We start from the raw sequence: 19,326 nt of genomic DNA on the forward strand, positions 1-19,326 counted from the left end.
CAGTTATGCCCCATCTTAAGAATTTGATGAATTGACTTGCAGAGCCTTTTAAGCGAATTAAAACAGAAAGAATAAAATAAATACAGGATTGATTTGTCAGACCCAAACATTGATAAAAAACTCCACCTGTTCCGTTCTCTCTTTAAAGGCCGTGAAGATGTATTTGCGCTGCGTTGGGAAAAGCCTGCCCGTCCGTCAGGCGGGGGAGCTACAAGCGGTTATATGCCGGCCTATTTTTATGACCCGTACCGGTACAGGGCGCATAAAATGAAAGGCGGTACTTTCCAGACCTATACTGATAAAACCTATCTGCCATTCACAGATGACCAGCTTGCAAAACATTTGAACGGCGAACAGCTCATAGGATTATACCCGTTATTGCATAATAATACCTCATGGTTTATTGCTGCAGACTTTAAAGCAGAAAAATTATTTTATCCCTTTTAACTGAATCAGGTATTGTTTCCGCATTTGATAAGAATTCAAGCTTTGACAGGCTATTCCCTAACCAGGATATACGCTCCGGCAAAGGCCTCGGAAACCTGATAGCATTACCGTTACACAAGCCTGCTTTAGATCAGGGAAATAGCTGTTTTATTGATCCGCAGACGTTAATGCCATTTCCTGATCAGTGGTATTTTCTTTCAGGGATTCAAAAAGCAAGTGTAGCAACACCCTTCCGGAAATACAATGATGGAAAACTCATATTTATTCACCAGGGAGAAATCACTGCAGAGCTAGAAAATGAGCAATTGGTTTCTCAATTAGCAACCTCAGAAGATATTAAAAGAATAGACAGGCAGATTATTGAAGGCGTTCGTTTTCAGTTTGTTACTAAGCCCCTGTTTAACCCGGCGAATCCCGATAACAAAAATGATTGGAACCAGCAGCTTCAAACAAAGCACCCTTTATACGAATCAGGAGAAGCGCTTTTGGAAAACATGCTGAAACATGCCCGGTTCAAACATCACCGGCATCTTCGCTATCTGGCCGATAATCATGCCGGACACTTAGTAAAAATCCGGTTTGTGCTGCAGCCATTTTCTTTTGTCTTTTTGCTGGAAGGCACGGATCAATTTCACATTTGGAAAGATATGTTAGCGGAAAGGATGATTTAACAACTCCTGTATCGGGGTGGGGGCGGTTTTTTTAATAATTCATGGGATAATCCGGTTTAAACCCGCCATTTCCTCCCAACTGATCCGGCAGTATACTCTTTTAATTGTGCGATTCTGAAAAGTTAATTTCCCTTACAGTACCTTTTCCATATATCGGATGGAAAGTTCGTATGAATTAAAAAAGAATAAGTTATATTCTGATCGTAATATTCGCTTTTGACCTTCTGACATTTTATTATGATAGCTTTAATTTTAATTCATGAATTTACATTTTTTAGTTGTTTGCCGGCTAAGAAACGACTCTTTTACTTCATTTGTTCAAAAACAAAAATGCCCCGCTATTGCGCGGCCATTTACCGGCTTGCGGAGAGAGGGACTATAGTTGATCACCTGATACGCTTTTCAATTTTTTTAAACAGCCTTGAAATCGCATAAGTTCTTTTTCCTGTATAATGGTGATATTTTGTCACAATTCACCCTCTATGTTGTCGCTTTTACACGCTGTCAAATCCTGAAATGAACCCTATTTTTATAATGTCAATAAGTTTAAAACTAATTTAAACCGTTATGGAAAATTTATTCAAAACGCATAATCTTATTAAAACAATACTACTAATTGCAATTATTATGGGTACAGCATCTCAATCCAATGGACAACAAGGTAAACCTATCGGCAGTGGCTACGCACCTGTCAATGGTATCAAAGTTTATTACGAAGTATATGGCGAAGGTAAGCCTATCATTTTACTACATGGCGCTTATATGACCATTGAGACGAACTGGGGCCAGTTAATTCCTGAATTGTCAAAAACAAGAAAAGTAATTGCCATTGAATTGCAAGGACATGGGCATACCCCGTTTTCAGATAGAAAATTATCGCGTGTTACTTTAGCAAGTGATGTGGAAGGAGTAATGAATTACCTGAAAATTGACAGTGCTGATGTAGCAGGCTATAGTTTTGGGGGCTCTGTAGCTTACCAGTTGGCCATACAAAGCCCTAAACGGCTAAGAAAATTAGTGATCATTTCTTCTGCTTATAAAAGTAGTGGTTGGATGCCCGAAGTAAATAATGCGTTTAAAAGTATGAAGCCTGAACTTTTTACGAACACTCCTATGCAAGCCGCATACGATGCGGTAGCGCCCGACAAAACAAAATGGACAAAGTTCGTGGAACAGATGATTGCTTTAGCCGGCGAACCATACAACATGGGTGAAAACAACATCGCGAAGATTACTTCTCCCGTATTACTGATCGCGGGTGATAATGATGGGCTGGATAAAGTTGAGTTGATAAAAACGTATCAATTACTGGGAGGTGCTGTATGTGCTGATTTTGGAGCATTGCCCAAATCGCAGTTGGCCGTTGTCCCTTCGCAGGGGCATGTAAGCTTGATGAAGCAAACGCAAACAATATTCGGTTATTTGGATAGTTTTTTACAGTAATCCATGTAATCGGATTTTGCCCGTTCGAGCCGAATATTATTGTTAGCAAGAGTACTCATAGAATAAAATGGGCAAAACGAATAATTGAGGTAAAGTAGAAGTGTTCGATTTCGCTTTGTCACTATCAAATAAAAAGCGCCGGAAATCAGCGCTTTTTATCATCTTGCGGAGAGGGCGGGATTCGAACCCGCGATACAGTTTCCCGTATACACACTTTCCAGGCGTGCTCCTTCAACCACTCGGACACCTCTCCTTTTTTTTGAAGGACTGCAAAAATAGCATTATTAGCTATTGGCCTGAAGGATGAATACATTTATTTTTCCGTTAGCTCCCCTTTTAAAGAAGTTCCCAGTAACTGCTTTACTTTTTCTACGGTCAGCTCCTGTCCCAATAATACCATCAGTTTGGTAACCGCTGCCTCAAAAGTCATATCATGCGCACTAACAACCCCTATTTCCAGAAGATGCGCGCTGGTTGCATATCGCCCTAATTCTACCGAGCCGCCATCACACTGCGTTCTGTCTAACACAATAATACCCTCCTGAACGGCCTGTTTCAGCGCATCTATAAACCACGGCGCTGTAATGGTATTGCCATTACCAAAGGTTTCCAGAATAACGGCTTTCAGCTGCCGCGTTTGCAAAACGGCGTTTACAGTATGCGGTGTAATGCCCGGGAACATTTTGAGTACCGCTATATCAGCGTTTAACCGGGTATTGATCCGAAAAGGTTCCTGTGGGTATTTTAATATGAGTTGATCACTATATTTAATATCTATACCCGCTTCAGCTAATGAGGGATAATTGAACGAATGAAAGGCTTCAAATGTTTCTGTATTATACTTTTTGGTGCGGTTTCCCCTGAACAGGTAGTAGTCGAAATAAATACAAACTTCAGGTACCCGGGCCTTACCGTTTTTTTTGGCGGCAGCAATTTCCATGGTGGTAATAATATTCTCCTTGGCATCGGTACGTATTTCACCCATGGGTAGCTGTGAGCCGGTAAGTATAACGGGCTTGGCGAGGTTTTCGAGCATAAAACTTAAGGCCGATGCCGTAAAAGCCATCGTATCCGAACCGTGCAGTATAATAAACCCGTCATAGTTCGCATAATGGGTATGAATAATGTTCGCCAGTTCTATCCAAATTTCAGGCGACATATTGGAGGAGTCTATCGGGGGATGAAAAGCATGCATATCAAATGTATACCCCAGCTTGGCAATCTCCGGTATATGGTATTTTATTTCGCGAAAACCCATAGGAACCAATGCACCCGTAGCATCGTCAAAAGCCATTCCAATAGTGCCTCCGGTATAAATGATGAATAGTTTTGCGCCGGGTGAAGAAGCCATGGACATATTTAACCCTTATTTTGAAAAACGAATGTAGCATTTGCGGTGGTGATCCCCGCAATTTCTTCGGGAGAAGTGCTTTTGATTTCCGCCAATGCCGCTATAATGTATTTTAAGTAAGCGCTTTCATTTCTTTTGCCGCGTTTGGGTACGGGCGCCAGGTAGGGCGAATCGGTTTCCAGCACCATATGATCAAGGCTGATATGCTTTAACACTTCCGGCAATCCCGATTTTTTATAGGTAAGCACCCCACCAATACCCAGGTAAAAACCAAGGGCTATAATTTGCTCTGCTTCTTCCAAACTTCCGCCAAAGCAGTGAAAAATTCCTTTCAATCCGCTGCCTGCATATGCTGCTACCACATCTATACAGGACTGCATAGCCTCTCTTGTATGTATTACAATGGGTAACTGATATTGCAGCGCTAACGCTATTTGCCGCCGGAATGCTTCATACTGTTCTGTTTCAAAAGTCCGGTCCCAGTAAAAATCAAGTCCTATTTCACCAACGGCCGCAAAGCTCCTTTTTTGCAACCAGTTTTCTACTGTTTGCAACTCCTCTTCGTAATTTTCTTTAACTGAACAGGGATGCAATCCTATCATGGCTGTACAAACACCGGGGTATTTTGCTTCCAACTCCAGCATAGCGTCAATAGAAGAACCATCTATATTGGGAAGAAAGAATTGCTGAACACCTTCCTGCTGCGCATTCGCAATTACCTGCTCAATATCCTTTTCAAATTCTGCTGTGTATAAGTGGCAATGTGTATCAATGATGGTCATGGCTTCTCTTTAAAACACCGCTTTAAGGTTAAGCGCCCGGCAACCTTATCCTTCAATTACTTCATTTTTTTTGTGCTGGTCTTTGCAAAATCCTTCATACAGCCTCTCATACAAATGTTCATACTGCGGTACAATACGGGCGATATCAAAGTTTTCCGCCTGTTTTTTTGCATTAACCTTAAAGCGCTTAAAGGTATTTTCGTCTTTTAAAATATCTATAGCATACAGTGCCATTTGATCCGTATCGCCCACATTACCCATAAAACCATTCTCCCCGGGCGTTATAATTTCGGGTAAACCGCCTACATTGGTAGATACCACTGGCGCCCCGCCGGCCATGGCTTCCAGGGCCGAAAGTCCAAAGCTCTCATATTCTGACGGCAGTAAAAACAGGTCGGCTATGGCAAAAATTTCCTCCATGTCCTGCTGCTTGCCCACAAAGCGTATTTCATCGCATAAACTTAATTCCCTGCACAAAGCTTCCGCCATAGGCCTTTCCGGACCATCACCTACCAGTAATAACTTAGACGGGATAACATCGTTCAGTTTTTTAAATATGCGGATAACATCATCTATACGTTTTATTTTCCTGAAATTGGAAGCATGTAATATAATACGCTCATTATTGGGCGCAATTACTTTACGAAACGCGTCAATCGGTTTTTTGCTGAAGCGTTGTACATCCACGAAGTTGTATATCACTTCTATATCCTTTTCAATTTTAAACGTGCGGTAGGTTTCTTCTTTCAGGTTTTCCGATACCGCTGTTATGGCATCGCTTTGATTGATGGAGAAGGCCACCACAGGCGCATAGGTTTTATCGCGGCCTACCAGCGTAATATCCGTGCCATGCAGGGTGGTAATTACCGGCACATATTTATTTTCTTTTTGAAGAATCTGCTTGGCCATATAGGCGGCAGAGGCATGCGGAATAGCATAGTGCACATGTAAAAGATCGAGTTTGTTATTTTTTACTACGTCAACCAAAGTGCTGGCCAATGCCGATTCATAGGGAGGATAATCGAACAAAGGATAGGTGGGAACTCTTACTTCGTGATAAAACATATTGGCCCTGAAGCCGGTAAGCCGTACAGGCTGGCGATAGGTTATAAAATGTACATTGTGATCCTTATCTGCAAGCGCCATGCCCAGTTCGGTAGCTAAAACACCGCTTCCGCCAAAAGTAGGGTAGCAAACAATTCCTATATTCATGTGTTTGTTTTATGGTAAAGGTTAAGCGAAGGTAATTATTCTCGCTTGCTATCAACAGGCTAACAAAAGTGAATTTATAGTAATCTCCTATCTTAGTAATTCAGCTACATTTACTAAATTGTTGTTTCAAACACCATTTATGAAAAAATTCCTTCGCATTTTATTGTTGCTTATAGTAGTTGTATTGTCCATATTTATTTATGTACGTTATTATTTTGTTCTGGGAGAAGGAGTGAAGTCGGGTGAATTGAATTATTGCGTTAAAAAGGGATATGTATTTAAAACCTATGAAGGAAAGCTCATCCAGTCAGGTATCCGTTCCCTTTCACCAAATACCATACAATCCTACGACTTTGAGTTTTCGGTAACCAATGAAAAAGTAGCGAAAACATTAATGGCCAACTCAGGAATGGTATTCGACCTGTATTATAAGGAATATAAAGGAGCGCTTCCCTGGCGTGGATTTAGCCGGTATGTTGTAGATAGTATTGTAGCGATGAAAGACCCAAGAAATGGTAATATTGTACGCTAATTTCCGCTTAATTAATTTTCACCCAGAATAAAGATTGCCGGTTTTTTATGCAGATCGGGTTTATCTTTTTTCCATCCGGCAATAGTTCTTGTTTTAATATACTCTTCCGGGGCAGTAAGGGAAACGGCTATACATAACCGGGTAAGGGGGCTGCAGGTTTTAAGCAGGGTGTCGAGCAACAGGTTGTTCCGGTAGGGTGTTTCAATAAATATTTGCGTACAATGTTTTGAAACCGCTTCGTTTTCGATGGCTTTTACCGCTTTCGCTCTTGCTGCATTGTCTATAGGCAAATAGCCAACAAACCTGAAATGTTGTCCATTCATACCACAGGCCATCAGCGCTAAAATAATCGAACTGGGGCCTACCAGCGGTTTTACCCATGCGCCGGCAGCCTGAGCGGCTTCAACTAAAATTTGCCCGGGATCGGCAATACCCGGACATCCGGCCTCACTAATAATGCCTACCGTTTTATTATGTTTTAACGCCGCTATAAAAACTGCCCGTACAGTTACCTCTGCCTTATGAATAGTATGCCATTCGTAATCGTCAATCACCATCTCTTTCCAGATACTTTTTAAATAGCGGCGGGCGGTTCTTTCATTCTCAACAAAAAAAACGGAGCAATGCTTTACCGCGTCAACAATATAGGCAGGTATAGCAGCCAGCCCCTGCTCATCAATTACCGAAGGAATTAAATAAACGGTTCCATTACTCGTGGAGGATATAATCATTGCTTTGGATTTGAAATTTGAAACTTAAGATTTGAAATACGAAAGAACCTTCAAATCCTAAAAGTTATTAGTCTCCTTCTTTTGGATGATACAGGCTAAGCGTTGCTGCTATTACGGCATAGGAGGGAGCCAGCACCCAGCCAATCCCAATTAATCCATGCATCAGGTAAAATATCAGTCCGTTACCAATAGCAAGGCCTTTATGCTTGCCTATAAACTCAATACTTTGCCCCGGAGACAGCTTTTGCCGTTCGCAACTGTAATCCAGCATAGAAAATCCATAATAATAGCATTCTATCATTAAAACAACCAGCGGGGTTATCCAGCCCACTATAGGCACAAAAGAAATGATAAGCAGGGTAAAAGTATATACGGTTTGCCACAAAACATTGCGCATGGCCAGTTTTATACCCCGCACCATATCCTTCATTAACTGCGGAAAACTGAAAGGATAGTCTTTTCCTTCAATAATGGATTCTGTTTTTTCACTGAGGTAACCAAATAAAGGCGAGCCCACAATCAGCCATATGTATTTGAACCATGAAAAATACAGCATAATGAGTATGAGCCATAGCATTACACCGCCCAATGCAAAGAAAAAGCCCAGCAGGCTGCTTTGCATTTTATCTACCCATGCTTTTAACCCGGTTTCAATGCTCAGCAATTCAATAACATGCGTGGCACTTTTGCCAAAAAAATACATACCCACCACGAACAATACCGCATAAATTAACCCTGGTATAATGATCCATTTCCACAGGTGGTGTTTACGAATAAACTGGTGCGCTTTAAAATAAGACTGAACAGCTATTATGATCTCTTTAAGCAAATGGATTATTTTAAACAATTTTAATAAACTTGCCTCAGTAAATGGGGGTGATCCCAATGGTCAAACTTAATGAAATTCTTTTGCTTAATTTCCGGAGATGAAGAAACTGGATTATAATTTTTACAATCGCCCGGATGTAGTGAAAATTGCCAGGGAATTACTGGGCAAAGTACTGGTTACAGATTGGGAAGACGGATTAACATCGGGGAGGATTGTTGAAACGGAGGCTTATAAAGGCGTAACAGACCGTGCTTCACACGCCTATAATGGCAGGCGAACCACACGTACAGAGGTAATGTTTAATGATGCAGGCAGCGGGTATGTGTACTTATGTTATGGTATCCACCATTTGTTTAATGTGGTTACCAATATTAAAAATACGCCGCACGCCATATTAATAAGAGCCATAGAGCCATTACAGGGCATCAATATTATGCTGCAAAGAACAGGGAAGCAAAAGGCAGACCGCACTTTAACCTCCGGCCCGGGCAATGTATCCAAAGCCCTCGGTATCCTTACCCGGCATAGCGGCATAAGCCTTATGGATAACATGGTTTTTATTGCCGATGACGGGTTTGTACTTCAGCAAAAAGATATTATGGCCACCCCGCGCATTGGAGTAGATTACGCCGGAGAAGACGCCTTACTGCCCTACCGGTTTTTTATCAGGAATAATATATACGTAAGCGGAAGAAGACATTGACTGCTGTTTCGATACTCATTTTCAACACATAGGCACAATAGGCTGATAGGTACACATAGTGTTATATTAAAATATAATAACAAACTGATTTTCCTTTCCGAACATCCAAAATTCACGTTAAGATTAGGCTCAATTCAACGATGCCTGCAGCATAAATCCGCATTCATCTGATTATTGTTTTACTTTTGCTGCCCGGATGACGAAGTTTGACCATGATAGCATAGTTCCATATAAAGAATCTGAGTTAACAAAAAAGCAGCAGGTGGCTGAAATGTTTAACCGGATTGCGTTTCGCTACGATTTTATGAACCGGTTCCTTTCCGCGGGTATAGATACCGGCTGGCGTAAAAAAGCCTTAAAGCAATTGGCAGAAGAAAAGCCTAAAATTGTATTAGACGTTGCTACCGGAACGGGTGATATTGCTATCATGGCATATGAATTGCTTAAGCCTGATAGCATAATAGGTATTGACATATCGGAGAAGATGCTGGAGATAGGAAAAGAGAAAGTGTTAAAGTTAGGACTGGAACAGCATATTCAATTACAAAGCGGTGATAGTGAAGCAATAAACTTTCCTACGGGTTCGTTTGATGCGGTAACTGTAGCCTTTGGTGTTCGGAATTTTGAGCACCTGGAGCAGGGGCTGGAAGAGATAAAAAGAGTGTTGAAACCGGGTGGCAAATTAGTAATATTAGAATTTTCAAAACCTAAAATAACAGGCATAGCACAACTTTACAATTGGTACGTAGGAATCGTAGCGCCGCAGATGGCTTCCCTTGTTTCAAACAACAGGAAGGCTTATCAGTATCTGAATAAATCGGTGCAGGGGTTCCCGGAAGGAAAAGCATTTGTGGATATTTTAAACAACGTTGGATTCCGAAACACATCATGCAAAAAATTAAGCCTGGGTATTTGCAGTATTTATTGCGGTGTAAAATAATAGTAACGGTTATTATTGCATCTGGTTTTGTTACGTCTTCTTTTGCACAGCTTCGTGGTAATATCAATCTTCCCAATCACGATGATAAGCCGTATTATTTTGGTATAGTGCTTGGCTATAACACTTCGCATTACCATATTTCGCATGCCTCATCTTTCCTGAACCAGGATAGTATACAGGGCGTAAATGGATTAAACAGCGGGCGTATCCATTTGGGGATCATGGCTAACCTGCAGTTGTCGAAACGGTGGGATATCCGGTTTTACCCGTTGAACCTTATTTTCAGCGAAAAGAAATTCCGTTATGATCTGCAGTATCCCGACCTTGGTGAAAATACCCTGCAAAAAACACAAAAAGTAGAATCTATAGTAATGAGCTGGCCTTTGCAGGTAAGGCTAAAAAGCGACCGTATCGGAAACTTCCGGGTGTATACGCTTGCAGGAATAAAGTTTGATTATGACCTGGCGTCCAACTCCGGTACTTCCAACTCGGAAAACCTGCTGAAGGTTAAAAAAACCGACTTTGGCGTAGAAGCCGGGATCGGTTTTCAATTCTTTAATAAATATGTGATTGTATCGCCCGAAATAAAAATAAGCAACGGGCTTAGCAATGTACATGCCAAAGACCCCTCGCTCAAATACTCCAATGTTATAGACAAACTGAATTCCAGGATGATCTTATTTTCACTGCATTTTGAAGGAGGGGGCCTGCTTTAGGCAAACCGTTGTTGAAGCTAATGCTTGGTTAATCCTGATATGCCGTATCATGCTGTGTAAAGTGCCCTTCGGACGGGTATAAAGGTGAAAAAAATATTTCACTTTCCTCTTTTCACCTCTGGGAACGATACAACAACTATACAGGGCAATTAACCCGGCGCCAGCATTACCAGCCCTGTTTGGCTGTGCCCGCTTTAATAGCGGCTAAGGCTTTGGCTTCACCCAGCAATGTAGTAAGTTTGTTTCCCTTGCCATCATGACCCTGGGCCATGTAGGCTCCTTTAGAAGTTTTTGTGATAACGGCATCCTGAATAGGAACGTTTCTTTCTTTTGTTTTTACGTTATATGCGGTTAAAGCTGCGCTGTCTGACATAAATAATACATTTGATGGTTAGTAAAGTAATGATTTATTCTATGGATGAACAAGTAATTATTGTTCTAAGATAATAACATTTCACCATCCATAAATGCTAAAGTTCTCTATATATCAAGATTCGCATATTTGGCATGCGACTCAATGAACTCTCTTCTTGGCGCCACTTCATCGCCCATTAACATGCTAAATACACGATCTGCTTCAGCCGCGCTCTCAATGGTTACTCTTTTTAATGTGCGGGTTTCGGCATTCATAGTGGTTTGCCATAATTGTTCCGCATTCATTTCACCCAAACCTTTATAGCGCTGCACATTTACACTCTCCTCTTTACCTCCGCCTATCTTCGCTACCCATGCTTTGCGTTGCTCCTCTGTCCATGCATATGCCGATTCTTTACCTTTTTTAACTAAGTAAAGCGGAGGCATGGCAAGATATACATAGCCCTGCTCTACCAGTTCCTTCATATACCGGAAAATAAAGGTAAGGATCAGGGTAGCAATATGGCTGCCGTCTACATCAGCATCAGTCATAATAATAAGCTTATGATAGCGGAGTTTGGATATATCCAGCGCTTTGGGGTCTTCCGGCGTGCCTATTTTTACGCCCAGGGCGGTAAACATATTGCGGATTTCCTCGTTATCATAAATCTTATGTTCCATTGCCTTTTCCACGTTCAGTATTTTTCCTCTCAAAGGCAGGATGGCCTGAAAGCGCCTGTCGCGGCCCTGCTTGGCTGTTCCCCCTGCGGAATCTCCTTCCACCAGGAAGAGTTCACATTTTTCGGGGTCGCGGTCCGAGCAATCGGCTAATTTACCGGGCAGTCCGCCACCCGTTAATACACTTTTACGCTGAACCAGCTCCCTGGCTTTTCTTGCCGCTGCACGGGCCTGCGCTGCCAGTATTACTTTGGAAATAATAATTTTAGCGTCTTTCGGATTTTCTTCTAAGTAACTTTCCAATACCCTGCTTAAAGTGGTATCCACTACGCCCATTACCTCATTGTTACCCAATTTGGTTTTGGTTTGCCCTTCAAACTGCGGCTCGGGAACCTTTACGGAAATAACAGCGCTCAGCCCTTCCCTAAAATCATCCCCTTCAATTTCTACCTTGGCTTTTTCAAACATGCCCTGCTTTTCTCCATAGGCTTTAAAGACACGGGTAATAGAACGGCGAAAACCTGCTACGTGCGTGCCACCTTCAATGGTATTGATATTATTTACATAACTAAAAATATGTTCATGAAAACCGGTATTGTAAACCATGGCTACCTCTACCGACACATTACTTACCGGTTCAAGCGCTTCGCCGTAAATAACACTGGGCAGCAGCGGCTGGCGGTTGGCATTCTTATCCAGCATTTCAACAAATTCTGCAATACCACCTTCACTATAAAACTTTTTGGTATAGGTATTGCCACTATCATCCTTTTCACGTAAGTCGTTAAGAATAATGTTCAAACCCTTATTAAGAAAAGCCAGTTCCCGCAAACGGCCTTCCAGGATATCTTTATTATAAACAGATACGATAAAGATGGACTGATCCGGCCAAAAACGGACCAGGGTGCCGGTTTTATCTGTTGTGCCAATTTCGCGTACGGGGTATTGAGGTATACCGGTATGATATTCCTGCTCAAAAACCTTTCCTTCGCGGCATACCGTAACGTGCATAACGGAACTCAGGGCATTTACACAGCTTACCCCTACACCATGTAATCCGCCAGAGACCTTATAGGTGTTCTTGTCAAATTTGCCCCCGGCATGCAATACGGTCATTACCACTTCAAGCGCGCTGCGCTTTTCTTTGGTATGCATTCCCGTAGGTATACCCCTGCCATCGTCTTCAACACTTACAGAATTATCTTCATATATGGTAACGGTTATGTTTTTACAGTAGCCTGCCAAAGCTTCGTCAATGGAATTATCTACTACCTCGTATACTAAATGGTGTAAGCCCTTGGTGCTGATGTCACCGATATACATCGCTGGGCGTTTGCGAACTGCTTCTAAACCTTCAAGAATCTGTATACTGTCTGCACCATATCCGGTTATAGGAGAGGGGGTGGCCAAAGCCTGTGTTTCATTGCTCATAAATCTTTCCGAATCGCTTTTGCTGATCAAAAAAATATTCGTGCAAAGGTACTGAAATTAGGCTGCGCAGGCAATTTTAATATCCTTTTTAATGGTTAAACAATGTATATTTGCAAACTTATGCTGCAGGCGCCTAACATATTGGATTTGGCCCAAAAGTATCCCGTAATGCTTGAGGAGTTAAATGTATTGCACGAAAAAGAACGTCAAACGCCCGGCGCCATTCAATACACTATCAAACGATACAGCCGTATACCCCAGTGGAATACCGAAGATATGGGTATGATGGTGTATCACTATAAAAAAAATGAACCTGCTACCAGCTATCTTGAGTTACGGTTTTGTGTGAGTGGAAATGTATACTGCAAGGGTAAAGAACAGGAATGCCTGAACTGCAAAAACGGGCTTACCAAAGCCTGCTCAGAAAAGGAAGAGACCATTGATGTAATGAATTTCACTTTTTTGCCCGAACATTTACTGCAGTTTGTAAAGAATCCCCGCTCTTTTGATTTCACTAACGAAGTACTTTGTTTTAAGCACCCTTCTTCTTTTACAAAAATCCTTCCGCTATGCAACCGCGTGAGGGGTATATTAGAAAGCCTGTTAGATAATACGTACACCGAAAGTTTCGAAAATATTTACATTAACGCGCAAACCCAGATGCTGTTGTTATATAGCCTGGAATGTATGCTGGGAAATAAGGAAGAAGAGACCTTTAGCTGTAAGTTCCTGGCCAATGAATCAGACAGGGACAAGATACTGAAAGCCAGGGAAGTATTGTTGGCGCATATTGGTGAACCCATTACCATCAAAGACCTGAGCCGTAAAGTGGCCATCAATGAATGTTACCTGAAAAAAGGATTTAAAGAAATTTTTGGCACCACCATTTTTGATTTTTACCAGAGCCAGCGTATGGAACATGCTAAATATCTTTTGTATGAAAAGGGGTTAAGCGTAACCGAAGTTTCACTTATGCTGGGCTATTCCTCTATATCTCACTTTTCTACCGCGTTTAAAAAACACACCGGCTTAAAGCCTTGTGAATTGCTGCTGAGGTAGGGAGCGTTAGCAGTCAGGTATCAGCAACCCGCTATCAGGTGAGTGTTGTTAATGACAGAATGAATAATCCTTCTTTCACCTCCCGCCACATCCTTGGTTTTGTATTCGAATTTCTAAATTTAGCGTTTAAATTTTATTTCTTTTTGGTGATTTGTCTTTCCCCCCACAACTCATCCCTGATTTTAGTCAGTTCAACAAATAACTTTGAACAGTTTATGCAGAGATGGCGATTTTATGACAATACGCTGACGGTAAGATGACGGTTGTCTGCTACATTTGCATCTGTTTATGTTATACCCCGACACATATGACGTTTGTAGCGGATTAGACAACTTTGTTATTATTGGCGTTAATTATCATAATGCCGATACCTCCACACGAAGCAACTTCGCGGTATCTAATACCGCATACGAAAAGATCGCAGAACATGCCGCACAAAAAGGAATCAACGATGTTTTTGTGCTTTCTACCTGCAACAGAACCGAAGTATATGGCGTTGCCACTGCCGCGGCGTTAACAGAACTGTTGTGTGAAGCCACAGGCAATCCTGTTTCGGCATTTAACCGGCATGGGTATGTTCAGCATGGTATAGCCGCCATAATGCACCTCTTTAAAGTAGCCGCCGGGTTAGATTCCCAGATTATCGGGGATTACGAAATTCTGATGCAGCTAAAGAAAGCAACAAAGTATGCAAAAGAAAAGGGTTTACTCGGTACTTTATTAGACAGGCTTGTAAACTTCGCGCTTCAGGCTTCCAAAAAAATAAAATCTGAAACCCGCCTGAGTACCGGAACCGTTTCTGTGGCCTACGCTGCCATTGAAGTGATACGGGAAAAAGTAGCGGATATTGAACAGAAGAACATCCTGCTGGTAGGCGCAGGAAAGTTTGGCTGTAATGTGGCTAAGAACATCAATGCGTACTTCCCCGGCGTTAAAGTACGCATTACCAACCGCACACATGCAAAAGCGGAAGCATTTGCCGTGGAATATGGATTGGAATGCGTGCCTTATGAGTTGCTCAGCACCGTTGCCAATGAAAGTGATGTTTTAATAGCGAGTACCGCCGCTGAAGCATTTAGTATAGTTCCTTCTTTTTTTTCAATACAAAAGCCAAGGCTGCTTTTAGACCTGTCTGTACCCAAAAGCATTGACCCCGCCACGCAATCATTACCCGGTACCACCTTAATGGATGTAGACGAAATATCCGCCATTTTGAATAATACATTTGCTATGAGAAAAGCGGAAATACCGCGGGCGCTGGATATTATACAGGAAACCCTGGGTGAGTTTGCCGCATGGCACAAAATATTTTTACACCGTCATTTTTTGGGCGAGGTAAAATCCAAACTATACGAACTAAGTGAAACACAGCCTTGCATAGCACCAGGCAGCAGGGAGAAAGAAGTTAAAGATGCGCAAATACAGAAAGCCGTAAAAACGCTTGCCGTAGACCTTCGTACACATACTGCCAAAGGTTGTCAATATATCAGTACGATCAACGCGTATCTGCAAATGAATCCATTATAAGGATAACAACCTTGTTTTTCTAAAAAATTTCTGTTTAAGCATAACCGGTTTATGAAGCATATAGTAAAAATAGGCACACGTGAGAGTGCATTAGCCGTTTGGCAGGCCACAAAGGTTCAAACGCTTTTGGCGGAACGGGATGTGGCTTCAACCCTGGTATATATAAAGAGCGAGGGCGACATTAATCTTACCGTACCGCTATACGAAATAGGTGTGCAGGGCATTTTCACCAAAGCCCTTGATATAGCCCTGCTGCAAAAAAATATTGATGTTGCCGTGCATTCCTATAAAGATGTTCCTACCCAAATGGCAACGGGAATAGTTAAAGCGGCAGTACTCCAACGCGATTCATATAAAGATATTTTAATATATAAATCAGGGAATACCCTGCTGGAAGAAGAGTTGGGATTTGCAGATGGAAAGTGGACAGACAAAAATAATAATGCGCCCGGTGAAATCAGCAGCTTCACCGTTGCTACCAGCAGCATACGCCGCAAAGCCCAATGGCTGCACCGATATCCGCATCATACCATTGATAATTTACGCGGAAATATTAACAGCAGGCTCAGAAAGCTGGAGGAAAGCAAATGGCAGGGAGCTATTTTTGCCGCTGCCGGACTGGACCGTATTAACCTGCGCCCATCAGCAAGCATAGAGTTAGACTGGATGTTGCCAGCGCCGGCCCAGGGAACAGTGGTGTCTGTTTGCCGTGCGGAAGACCAATGGCTGAGAGCTATTTTTGCATCCCTGAATGATGCGCATACGGATATATGCACCGGGGCGGAACGTAGTTTTTTACGCGCCTTATCTGGCGGTTGTTCCACCCCCATAAGCGCGTTGGCCCAAATTAACAACGGATTGCTGCATTTCAGAGGAAGCATTACATCGGTTGACGGGAAAGAAAAAATAGAAACAGAAAGGAAAGTGGATGTAAATAAAATAGAAGATACAGGTAAAGAAGCCGCCCTGGAAATTTTAGCCAAAGGCGGAGATAAAATCATTGAATCTATCCGGAATGGCGGAAAATAAAATTGAAATATTATCAACACGCCGGCTGAACAGCCAGCTATCCGGGGAAGGCGAATGGCAACACATTCATGTGGATGCAAATGCTTTTATACACATCATTCCTGATGTTTCGCAGGAAACCACGGCACAAATACAATCCCTGGCCCTGCAGCCGGCCACCGTTATTTTTACAAGTGTTAATTCGGTTAATGCAGTTACTACCCGGTTAACCGTTGCCCCTGCGTGGAAGATTTTTTGTATAAGTGGGGCAACCAAAGACGCCCTGATACCATTTTTTGGCGCCGCTTCCATTATTGCCTCTGCAAAAAATGCCATCCTTCTTTCCGAAAAAATAATCGCTCACGGAAATACAAAAGAAGTAGTATTTATTTGCGGAAGCAGCAGGATGAACCATTTACCTGAAAGACTTGGTGCCGCGGGTATAAAAGTAAATGAACTGGTGGTGTACCAAACAGTAGCAACACCAATACCTGCCACAAAAGATTATAAAGGCATATTATTTTTTAGTCCCAGTGCCGTGCATAGCTTTTTTTCAATAAATACTACACCTGTACATACAGTATTGTTTTCTATTGGTGAAACTACTACGGCTGCAATAGAAGCTTATTGCAGCAATAAAGTGATCACCAGCCCATGGCCCGGAGAAGCTGATATGCTCGAAATGGTTACAACTTATTTTAAATGATATGAAGAACGATTTATTATTAAAAGCACTTAGTGGTAAACCTGTAGAACGCCCGCCGGTTTGGATGATGCGCCAGGCAGGCCGTTATTTGCCCCAGTACATGAAACTGCGTGAAAAATACGGCTTTTTTGAGCGCTGCCAAACCCCTGAGCTGGCATGTGAAATTACTTTGCAGCCCGTGGATATTATTGGCGTGGACGCTGCTATCCTTTTTTCGGATATACTGGTAGTGCCACAGGCCATGGGGCTTGAAGTGCAGTTGATAGAAAGCAAGGGACCTTTTTTGCCGGACCCGGTAAAAACCGCTTCCGATTTACAGCGGGTGTGCATACCCGATGTGCATGAAAAGCTGCAATATGTTTTTGATGCCATACAACTAATCAAAAAAGAATTGAACAACCGCGTACCACTTATTGGTTTTGCAGGAGCGCCGTGGACCCTGCTATGCTATATGGTACAGGGCAAAGGCAGTAAAACCTTTGACGAGGCCAAAGCATTTTGTTACACACAACCCCAGGTGGCGCATCAACTGCTGCAAATGATTACCGACACTACTATTGCTTACCTTAAAGCCCAGGTAGAAGCCGGTGCAGATGTAATCCAGATATTCGACAGTTGGGGCGGATTACTGGGTCCCGCAGATTTTGAAACCATTTCCTTACAATACATCCGGCAGATAGTAACCGCGTTAAAAGATAAAGTACCTGTTATTGTTTTTGCCAAAGGGGCCTGGCATTCATTAGATGCTATGGCAGCAACAGGCGCCCGGGCGCTGGGTATTGACTGGTGCATTACTCCGCAAATGGCCCGGAGCTTAGCAGGGGATACAGTAACTTTACAGGGCAATTTCGATCCGGCAAAACTTTTGTCGCCCATACCTGTTATTAAAAAAGAAACAGAAGCCATGCTTGCTGCTTTTGGCGGGGAGAAATATATCGCTAATCTCGGGCATGGCATTTTACCCCATATACCTGTTGATCATGCCCGTGCATTTGTAGATACGGTTAAGGGATGGAGCAACCACAGGGAGCAGTAGAATACATTTTCAATTAGTACCAAAATGGGCTGTATTTAATATGAGATCGTATTAAACAAACTGAAAGAAATGAAAACCCATCATCTGTCGTCTGGCATTGACGAATCCTTGACTTTACACCATTCACCCCGTCCGAACGGTTCAGCCGGGCGGGCACTCACCACTAACAGTTGGATCAATTATATACATGATCTTCAAAACCGTATTTGTAGTGCATTGGAGCAGGAAGACGGCAAAGCCAGGTTTATAGAAGATAAATGGGAACGGCAGGAAGGCGGGGGAGGAAGATCGAGAGTGATGGCGAACGGAAAGGTATTTGAAAAGGGAGGCGTAAACACATCGGTTGTGCACGGGAAAGTAAATGACGCCATGCGAACCCAGTTGAAGATTAATGGCGATAGCTGGTTCGCCTGCGGACTTAGTATTGTTATACATCCGCTTAATCCTTTTGTACCCACGGTGCACGCCAACTGGCGCTACTTTGAATTATATGATACAGCCGGAAAAGTAACAGACAGGTGGTTTGGAGGCGGGGCCGACCTTACCCCCTATTATTTGTTTGAGGAAGACGCACAGCATTTTCATCAAACCCTGTGCAACGCTATGCTGCCCTTTGGTGAAGATTTATATCCAAAGTTTAAGCGCCAATGCGATACCTATTTCTCCAATACCCATCGCGGCAATGAAATGCGGGGAATTGGAGGTGTATTTTATGATTACCTGCGCCCGCTGGATGAAGAAGATGCTAACCGTTTATTTGCCTTTCAGCAGGCTAATGGCAATTGCTTTACCGATGCATACATACCGGTTGTTGCAAAAAGAAAACACACAGTATGGAACGAAAAGCATAAGCACTGGCAGGAGATTCGCAGGGGACGCTATGTTGAATTTAACCTGATACACGACCGGGGTACCCTGTTTGGGTTAAAAACCAATGGAAGAACCGAGAGTATACTCATGAGTTTACCGCCCACTGTGCGGTTCGAATATAATTATCGGCCCGAAGCGGGTAGTGAAGAAGACAAGCTGCTTCAGGTTTGTTTGCATCCAAAGGAGTGGGTATGAGGTGAGGGAGAAGCAGTGAGCGGTGAATGGTGAGAGAAACAAATAAATTCAAATTTCAAATCCGAAGCAGACAGACCGAAATCCGAACGGCTTCAGTCTCAAATT

The 19,326-nt window shown here is 42.6% G+C and carries 19 protein-coding genes, 1 tRNA gene and 1 pseudogene; 13 read left to right on the forward strand and 8 right to left on the reverse strand.

From position 1 onward, the window contains the following. Positions 1–93: 93 nt before the first annotated feature. The 3 genes and pseudogenes from VL121_RS10510 to VL121_RS10520 form a co-directional block, all read left to right on the forward strand. A pseudogene (locus tag VL121_RS10510) lies at positions 94–605 on the forward strand (TOTE conflict system archaeo-eukaryotic primase domain-containing protein); the annotation flags it as partial. Between the two features lie 9 nt (positions 606–614). Beyond that, complete coding sequence (locus tag VL121_RS10515; protein ID WP_325404964.1) at positions 615–1,118, forward strand: hypothetical protein; 504 nt, start codon at positions 615–617, stop codon at positions 1,116–1,118. 567 nt (positions 1,119–1,685) lie between these two features. Then, a complete protein-coding gene (locus VL121_RS10520; protein ID WP_325404966.1) occupies positions 1,686–2,561 on the forward strand; it encodes an alpha/beta fold hydrolase in 876 nt (291 codons plus the stop codon). 166 nt (positions 2,562–2,727) lie between these two features. On the opposite strand, the gene VL121_RS10525 is transcribed toward VL121_RS10520, so the two are convergent. The 4 genes from VL121_RS10525 to bshA form a co-directional block, all read right to left on the reverse strand. After that, positions 2,728–2,814: transfer RNA gene (locus VL121_RS10525), tRNA-Ser, on the reverse strand. Between the two features lie 60 nt (positions 2,815–2,874). Further along, complete coding sequence (locus VL121_RS10530) at positions 2,875–3,912, reverse strand: asparaginase (protein ID WP_325404968.1); 1,038 nt, start codon at positions 3,910–3,912, stop codon at positions 2,875–2,877. A gap of 8 nt (positions 3,913–3,920) precedes the next feature. Beyond that, entirely contained in the window at positions 3,921–4,694 is a 774-nt protein-coding gene (locus tag VL121_RS10535) for a TatD family hydrolase (protein WP_325404970.1), read from the reverse strand. Between the two features lie 45 nt (positions 4,695–4,739). Then, positions 4,740–5,906, reverse strand: coding sequence for an N-acetyl-alpha-D-glucosaminyl L-malate synthase BshA (gene bshA, locus VL121_RS10540; protein WP_325404972.1), 1,167 nt, complete (start codon positions 5,904–5,906; stop codon positions 4,740–4,742). Between the two features lie 139 nt (positions 5,907–6,045). Here bshA and VL121_RS10545 point away from each other — a divergent pair, with 139 nt between their 5' ends. Continuing rightward, positions 6,046–6,438, forward strand: coding sequence for a hypothetical protein (locus VL121_RS10545; protein WP_325404974.1), 393 nt, complete (start codon positions 6,046–6,048; stop codon positions 6,436–6,438). Between the two features lie 11 nt (positions 6,439–6,449). On the opposite strand, the gene VL121_RS10550 is transcribed toward VL121_RS10545, so the two are convergent. Further along, positions 6,450–7,169, reverse strand: a complete 720-nt coding sequence (locus VL121_RS10550; protein ID WP_325404976.1) for an SAM-dependent methyltransferase — start codon at positions 7,167–7,169, stop codon at positions 6,450–6,452. A 67-nt stretch (positions 7,170–7,236) separates the two neighbouring features. Next, positions 7,237–7,998 (reverse strand): EI24 domain-containing protein, encoded by a 762-nt coding sequence (locus VL121_RS10555; RefSeq protein WP_325404977.1) that lies wholly within the window; start codon positions 7,996–7,998, stop codon positions 7,237–7,239. 97 nt (positions 7,999–8,095) lie between these two features. Here VL121_RS10555 and VL121_RS10560 point away from each other — a divergent pair, with 97 nt between their 5' ends. The 3 genes from VL121_RS10560 (at position 8,096) to porT (ending at position 10,357) form a co-directional block, all read left to right on the forward strand. Further along, entirely contained in the window at positions 8,096–8,701 is a 606-nt protein-coding gene (locus VL121_RS10560; RefSeq protein ID WP_325404979.1) for a DNA-3-methyladenine glycosylase, read from the forward strand. Positions 8,702–8,897: 196 nt separating this feature from the next. Continuing rightward, positions 8,898–9,641, forward strand: a complete 744-nt coding sequence (gene ubiE, locus VL121_RS10565) for a bifunctional demethylmenaquinone methyltransferase/2-methoxy-6-polyprenyl-1,4-benzoquinol methylase UbiE (protein WP_325404981.1) — start codon at positions 8,898–8,900, stop codon at positions 9,639–9,641. After that, positions 9,614–10,357 (forward strand): type IX secretion/gliding motility protein PorT/SprT, encoded by a 744-nt coding sequence (porT, locus tag VL121_RS10570; protein WP_325404983.1) that lies wholly within the window; start codon positions 9,614–9,616, stop codon positions 10,355–10,357. Before ubiE ends, porT begins: the two co-directional genes overlap by 28 nt. A gap of 166 nt (positions 10,358–10,523) precedes the next feature. On the opposite strand, the gene VL121_RS10575 is transcribed toward porT, so the two are convergent. Beyond that, on the reverse strand, positions 10,524–10,730 hold the full coding sequence (locus VL121_RS10575; RefSeq protein ID WP_325404985.1) for a hypothetical protein: 207 nt from the start codon (positions 10,728–10,730) through the stop codon (positions 10,524–10,526). Positions 10,731–10,837: 107 nt separating this feature from the next. Next, a complete protein-coding gene (gene gyrB, locus VL121_RS10580) occupies positions 10,838–12,820 on the reverse strand; it encodes a DNA topoisomerase (ATP-hydrolyzing) subunit B (protein ID WP_325404987.1) in 1,983 nt (660 codons plus the stop codon). Between the two features lie 102 nt (positions 12,821–12,922). Between gyrB and VL121_RS10585 the strand changes: the two genes are divergently transcribed. The 6 genes from VL121_RS10585 (at position 12,923) to hemF (ending at position 19,221) form a co-directional block, all read left to right on the forward strand. After that, a complete protein-coding gene (locus VL121_RS10585) occupies positions 12,923–13,879 on the forward strand; it encodes a helix-turn-helix domain-containing protein (RefSeq protein WP_325404989.1) in 957 nt (318 codons plus the stop codon). Between the two features lie 288 nt (positions 13,880–14,167). Next, the gene (hemA, locus tag VL121_RS10590) at positions 14,168–15,406 is read left to right on the forward strand and encodes a glutamyl-tRNA reductase (protein ID WP_325404991.1); all 1,239 of its coding nucleotides are present in this window, start codon (positions 14,168–14,170) and stop codon (positions 15,404–15,406) included. Positions 15,407–15,457: 51 nt separating this feature from the next. Continuing rightward, positions 15,458–16,435 carry a hydroxymethylbilane synthase gene (locus tag VL121_RS10595; RefSeq protein ID WP_325404993.1) on the forward strand — a complete coding sequence of 326 codons (978 nt, stop codon included), beginning with the start codon at positions 15,458–15,460 and terminating at the stop codon, positions 16,433–16,435. After that, positions 16,422–17,120: a uroporphyrinogen-III synthase gene (locus VL121_RS10600; protein WP_325404995.1), complete on the forward strand. Its 699-nt coding sequence runs from the start codon at positions 16,422–16,424 to the stop codon at positions 17,118–17,120. The genes VL121_RS10595 and VL121_RS10600 overlap by 14 nt, the downstream gene beginning before the upstream one ends. Position 17,121: 1 nt before the next feature. Then, entirely contained in the window at positions 17,122–18,156 is a 1,035-nt protein-coding gene (hemE, locus tag VL121_RS10605) for a uroporphyrinogen decarboxylase (RefSeq protein ID WP_325404997.1), read from the forward strand. Between the two features lie 69 nt (positions 18,157–18,225). Further along, the gene (gene hemF, locus VL121_RS10610) at positions 18,226–19,221 is read left to right on the forward strand and encodes an oxygen-dependent coproporphyrinogen oxidase (RefSeq protein ID WP_325404999.1); all 996 of its coding nucleotides are present in this window, start codon (positions 18,226–18,228) and stop codon (positions 19,219–19,221) included. Positions 19,222–19,326: the final 105 nt, after the last annotated feature.

The organism is Agriterribacter sp., assembly GCF_035497235.1.
Taxonomy (GTDB): domain Bacteria; phylum Bacteroidota; class Bacteroidia; order Chitinophagales; family Chitinophagaceae; genus Agriterribacter.

Coding starts and splice junctions, on each gene's coding strand:
- gyrB (WP_325404987.1), bottom strand. CDS start 12,820: ATGAGCAATGAAACACAGGCTTTGGCCACCCCCTCTCCTATAACCGGA.
- hemF (WP_325404999.1), top strand. CDS start 18,226: ATGAAAACCCATCATCTGTCGTCTGGCATTGACGAATCCTTGACTTTA.
- VL121_RS10535 (WP_325404970.1), bottom strand. CDS start 4,694: ATGACCATCATTGATACACATTGCCACTTATACACAGCAGAATTTGAA.
- VL121_RS10530 (WP_325404968.1), bottom strand. CDS start 3,912: ATGGCTTCTTCACCCGGCGCAAAACTATTCATCATTTATACCGGAGGC.
- hemA (WP_325404991.1), top strand. CDS start 14,168: ATGTTATACCCCGACACATATGACGTTTGTAGCGGATTAGACAACTTT.
- hemE (WP_325404997.1), top strand. CDS start 17,122: ATGAAGAACGATTTATTATTAAAAGCACTTAGTGGTAAACCTGTAGAA.
- VL121_RS10585 (WP_325404989.1), top strand. CDS start 12,923: ATGTATATTTGCAAACTTATGCTGCAGGCGCCTAACATATTGGATTTG.
- VL121_RS10560 (WP_325404979.1), top strand. CDS start 8,096: ATGAAGAAACTGGATTATAATTTTTACAATCGCCCGGATGTAGTGAAA.
- bshA (WP_325404972.1), bottom strand. CDS start 5,906: ATGAATATAGGAATTGTTTGCTACCCTACTTTTGGCGGAAGCGGTGTT.
- VL121_RS10600 (WP_325404995.1), top strand. CDS start 16,422: ATGGCGGAAAATAAAATTGAAATATTATCAACACGCCGGCTGAACAGC.
- VL121_RS10545 (WP_325404974.1), top strand. CDS start 6,046: ATGAAAAAATTCCTTCGCATTTTATTGTTGCTTATAGTAGTTGTATTG.
- ubiE (WP_325404981.1), top strand. CDS start 8,898: ATGACGAAGTTTGACCATGATAGCATAGTTCCATATAAAGAATCTGAG.
- VL121_RS10550 (WP_325404976.1), bottom strand. CDS start 7,169: ATGATTATATCCTCCACGAGTAATGGAACCGTTTATTTAATTCCTTCG.
- VL121_RS10575 (WP_325404985.1), bottom strand. CDS start 10,730: ATGTCAGACAGCGCAGCTTTAACCGCATATAACGTAAAAACAAAAGAA.
- VL121_RS10595 (WP_325404993.1), top strand. CDS start 15,458: ATGAAGCATATAGTAAAAATAGGCACACGTGAGAGTGCATTAGCCGTT.
- VL121_RS10520 (WP_325404966.1), top strand. CDS start 1,686: ATGGAAAATTTATTCAAAACGCATAATCTTATTAAAACAATACTACTA.
- VL121_RS10515 (WP_325404964.1), top strand. CDS start 615: ATGCCATTTCCTGATCAGTGGTATTTTCTTTCAGGGATTCAAAAAGCA.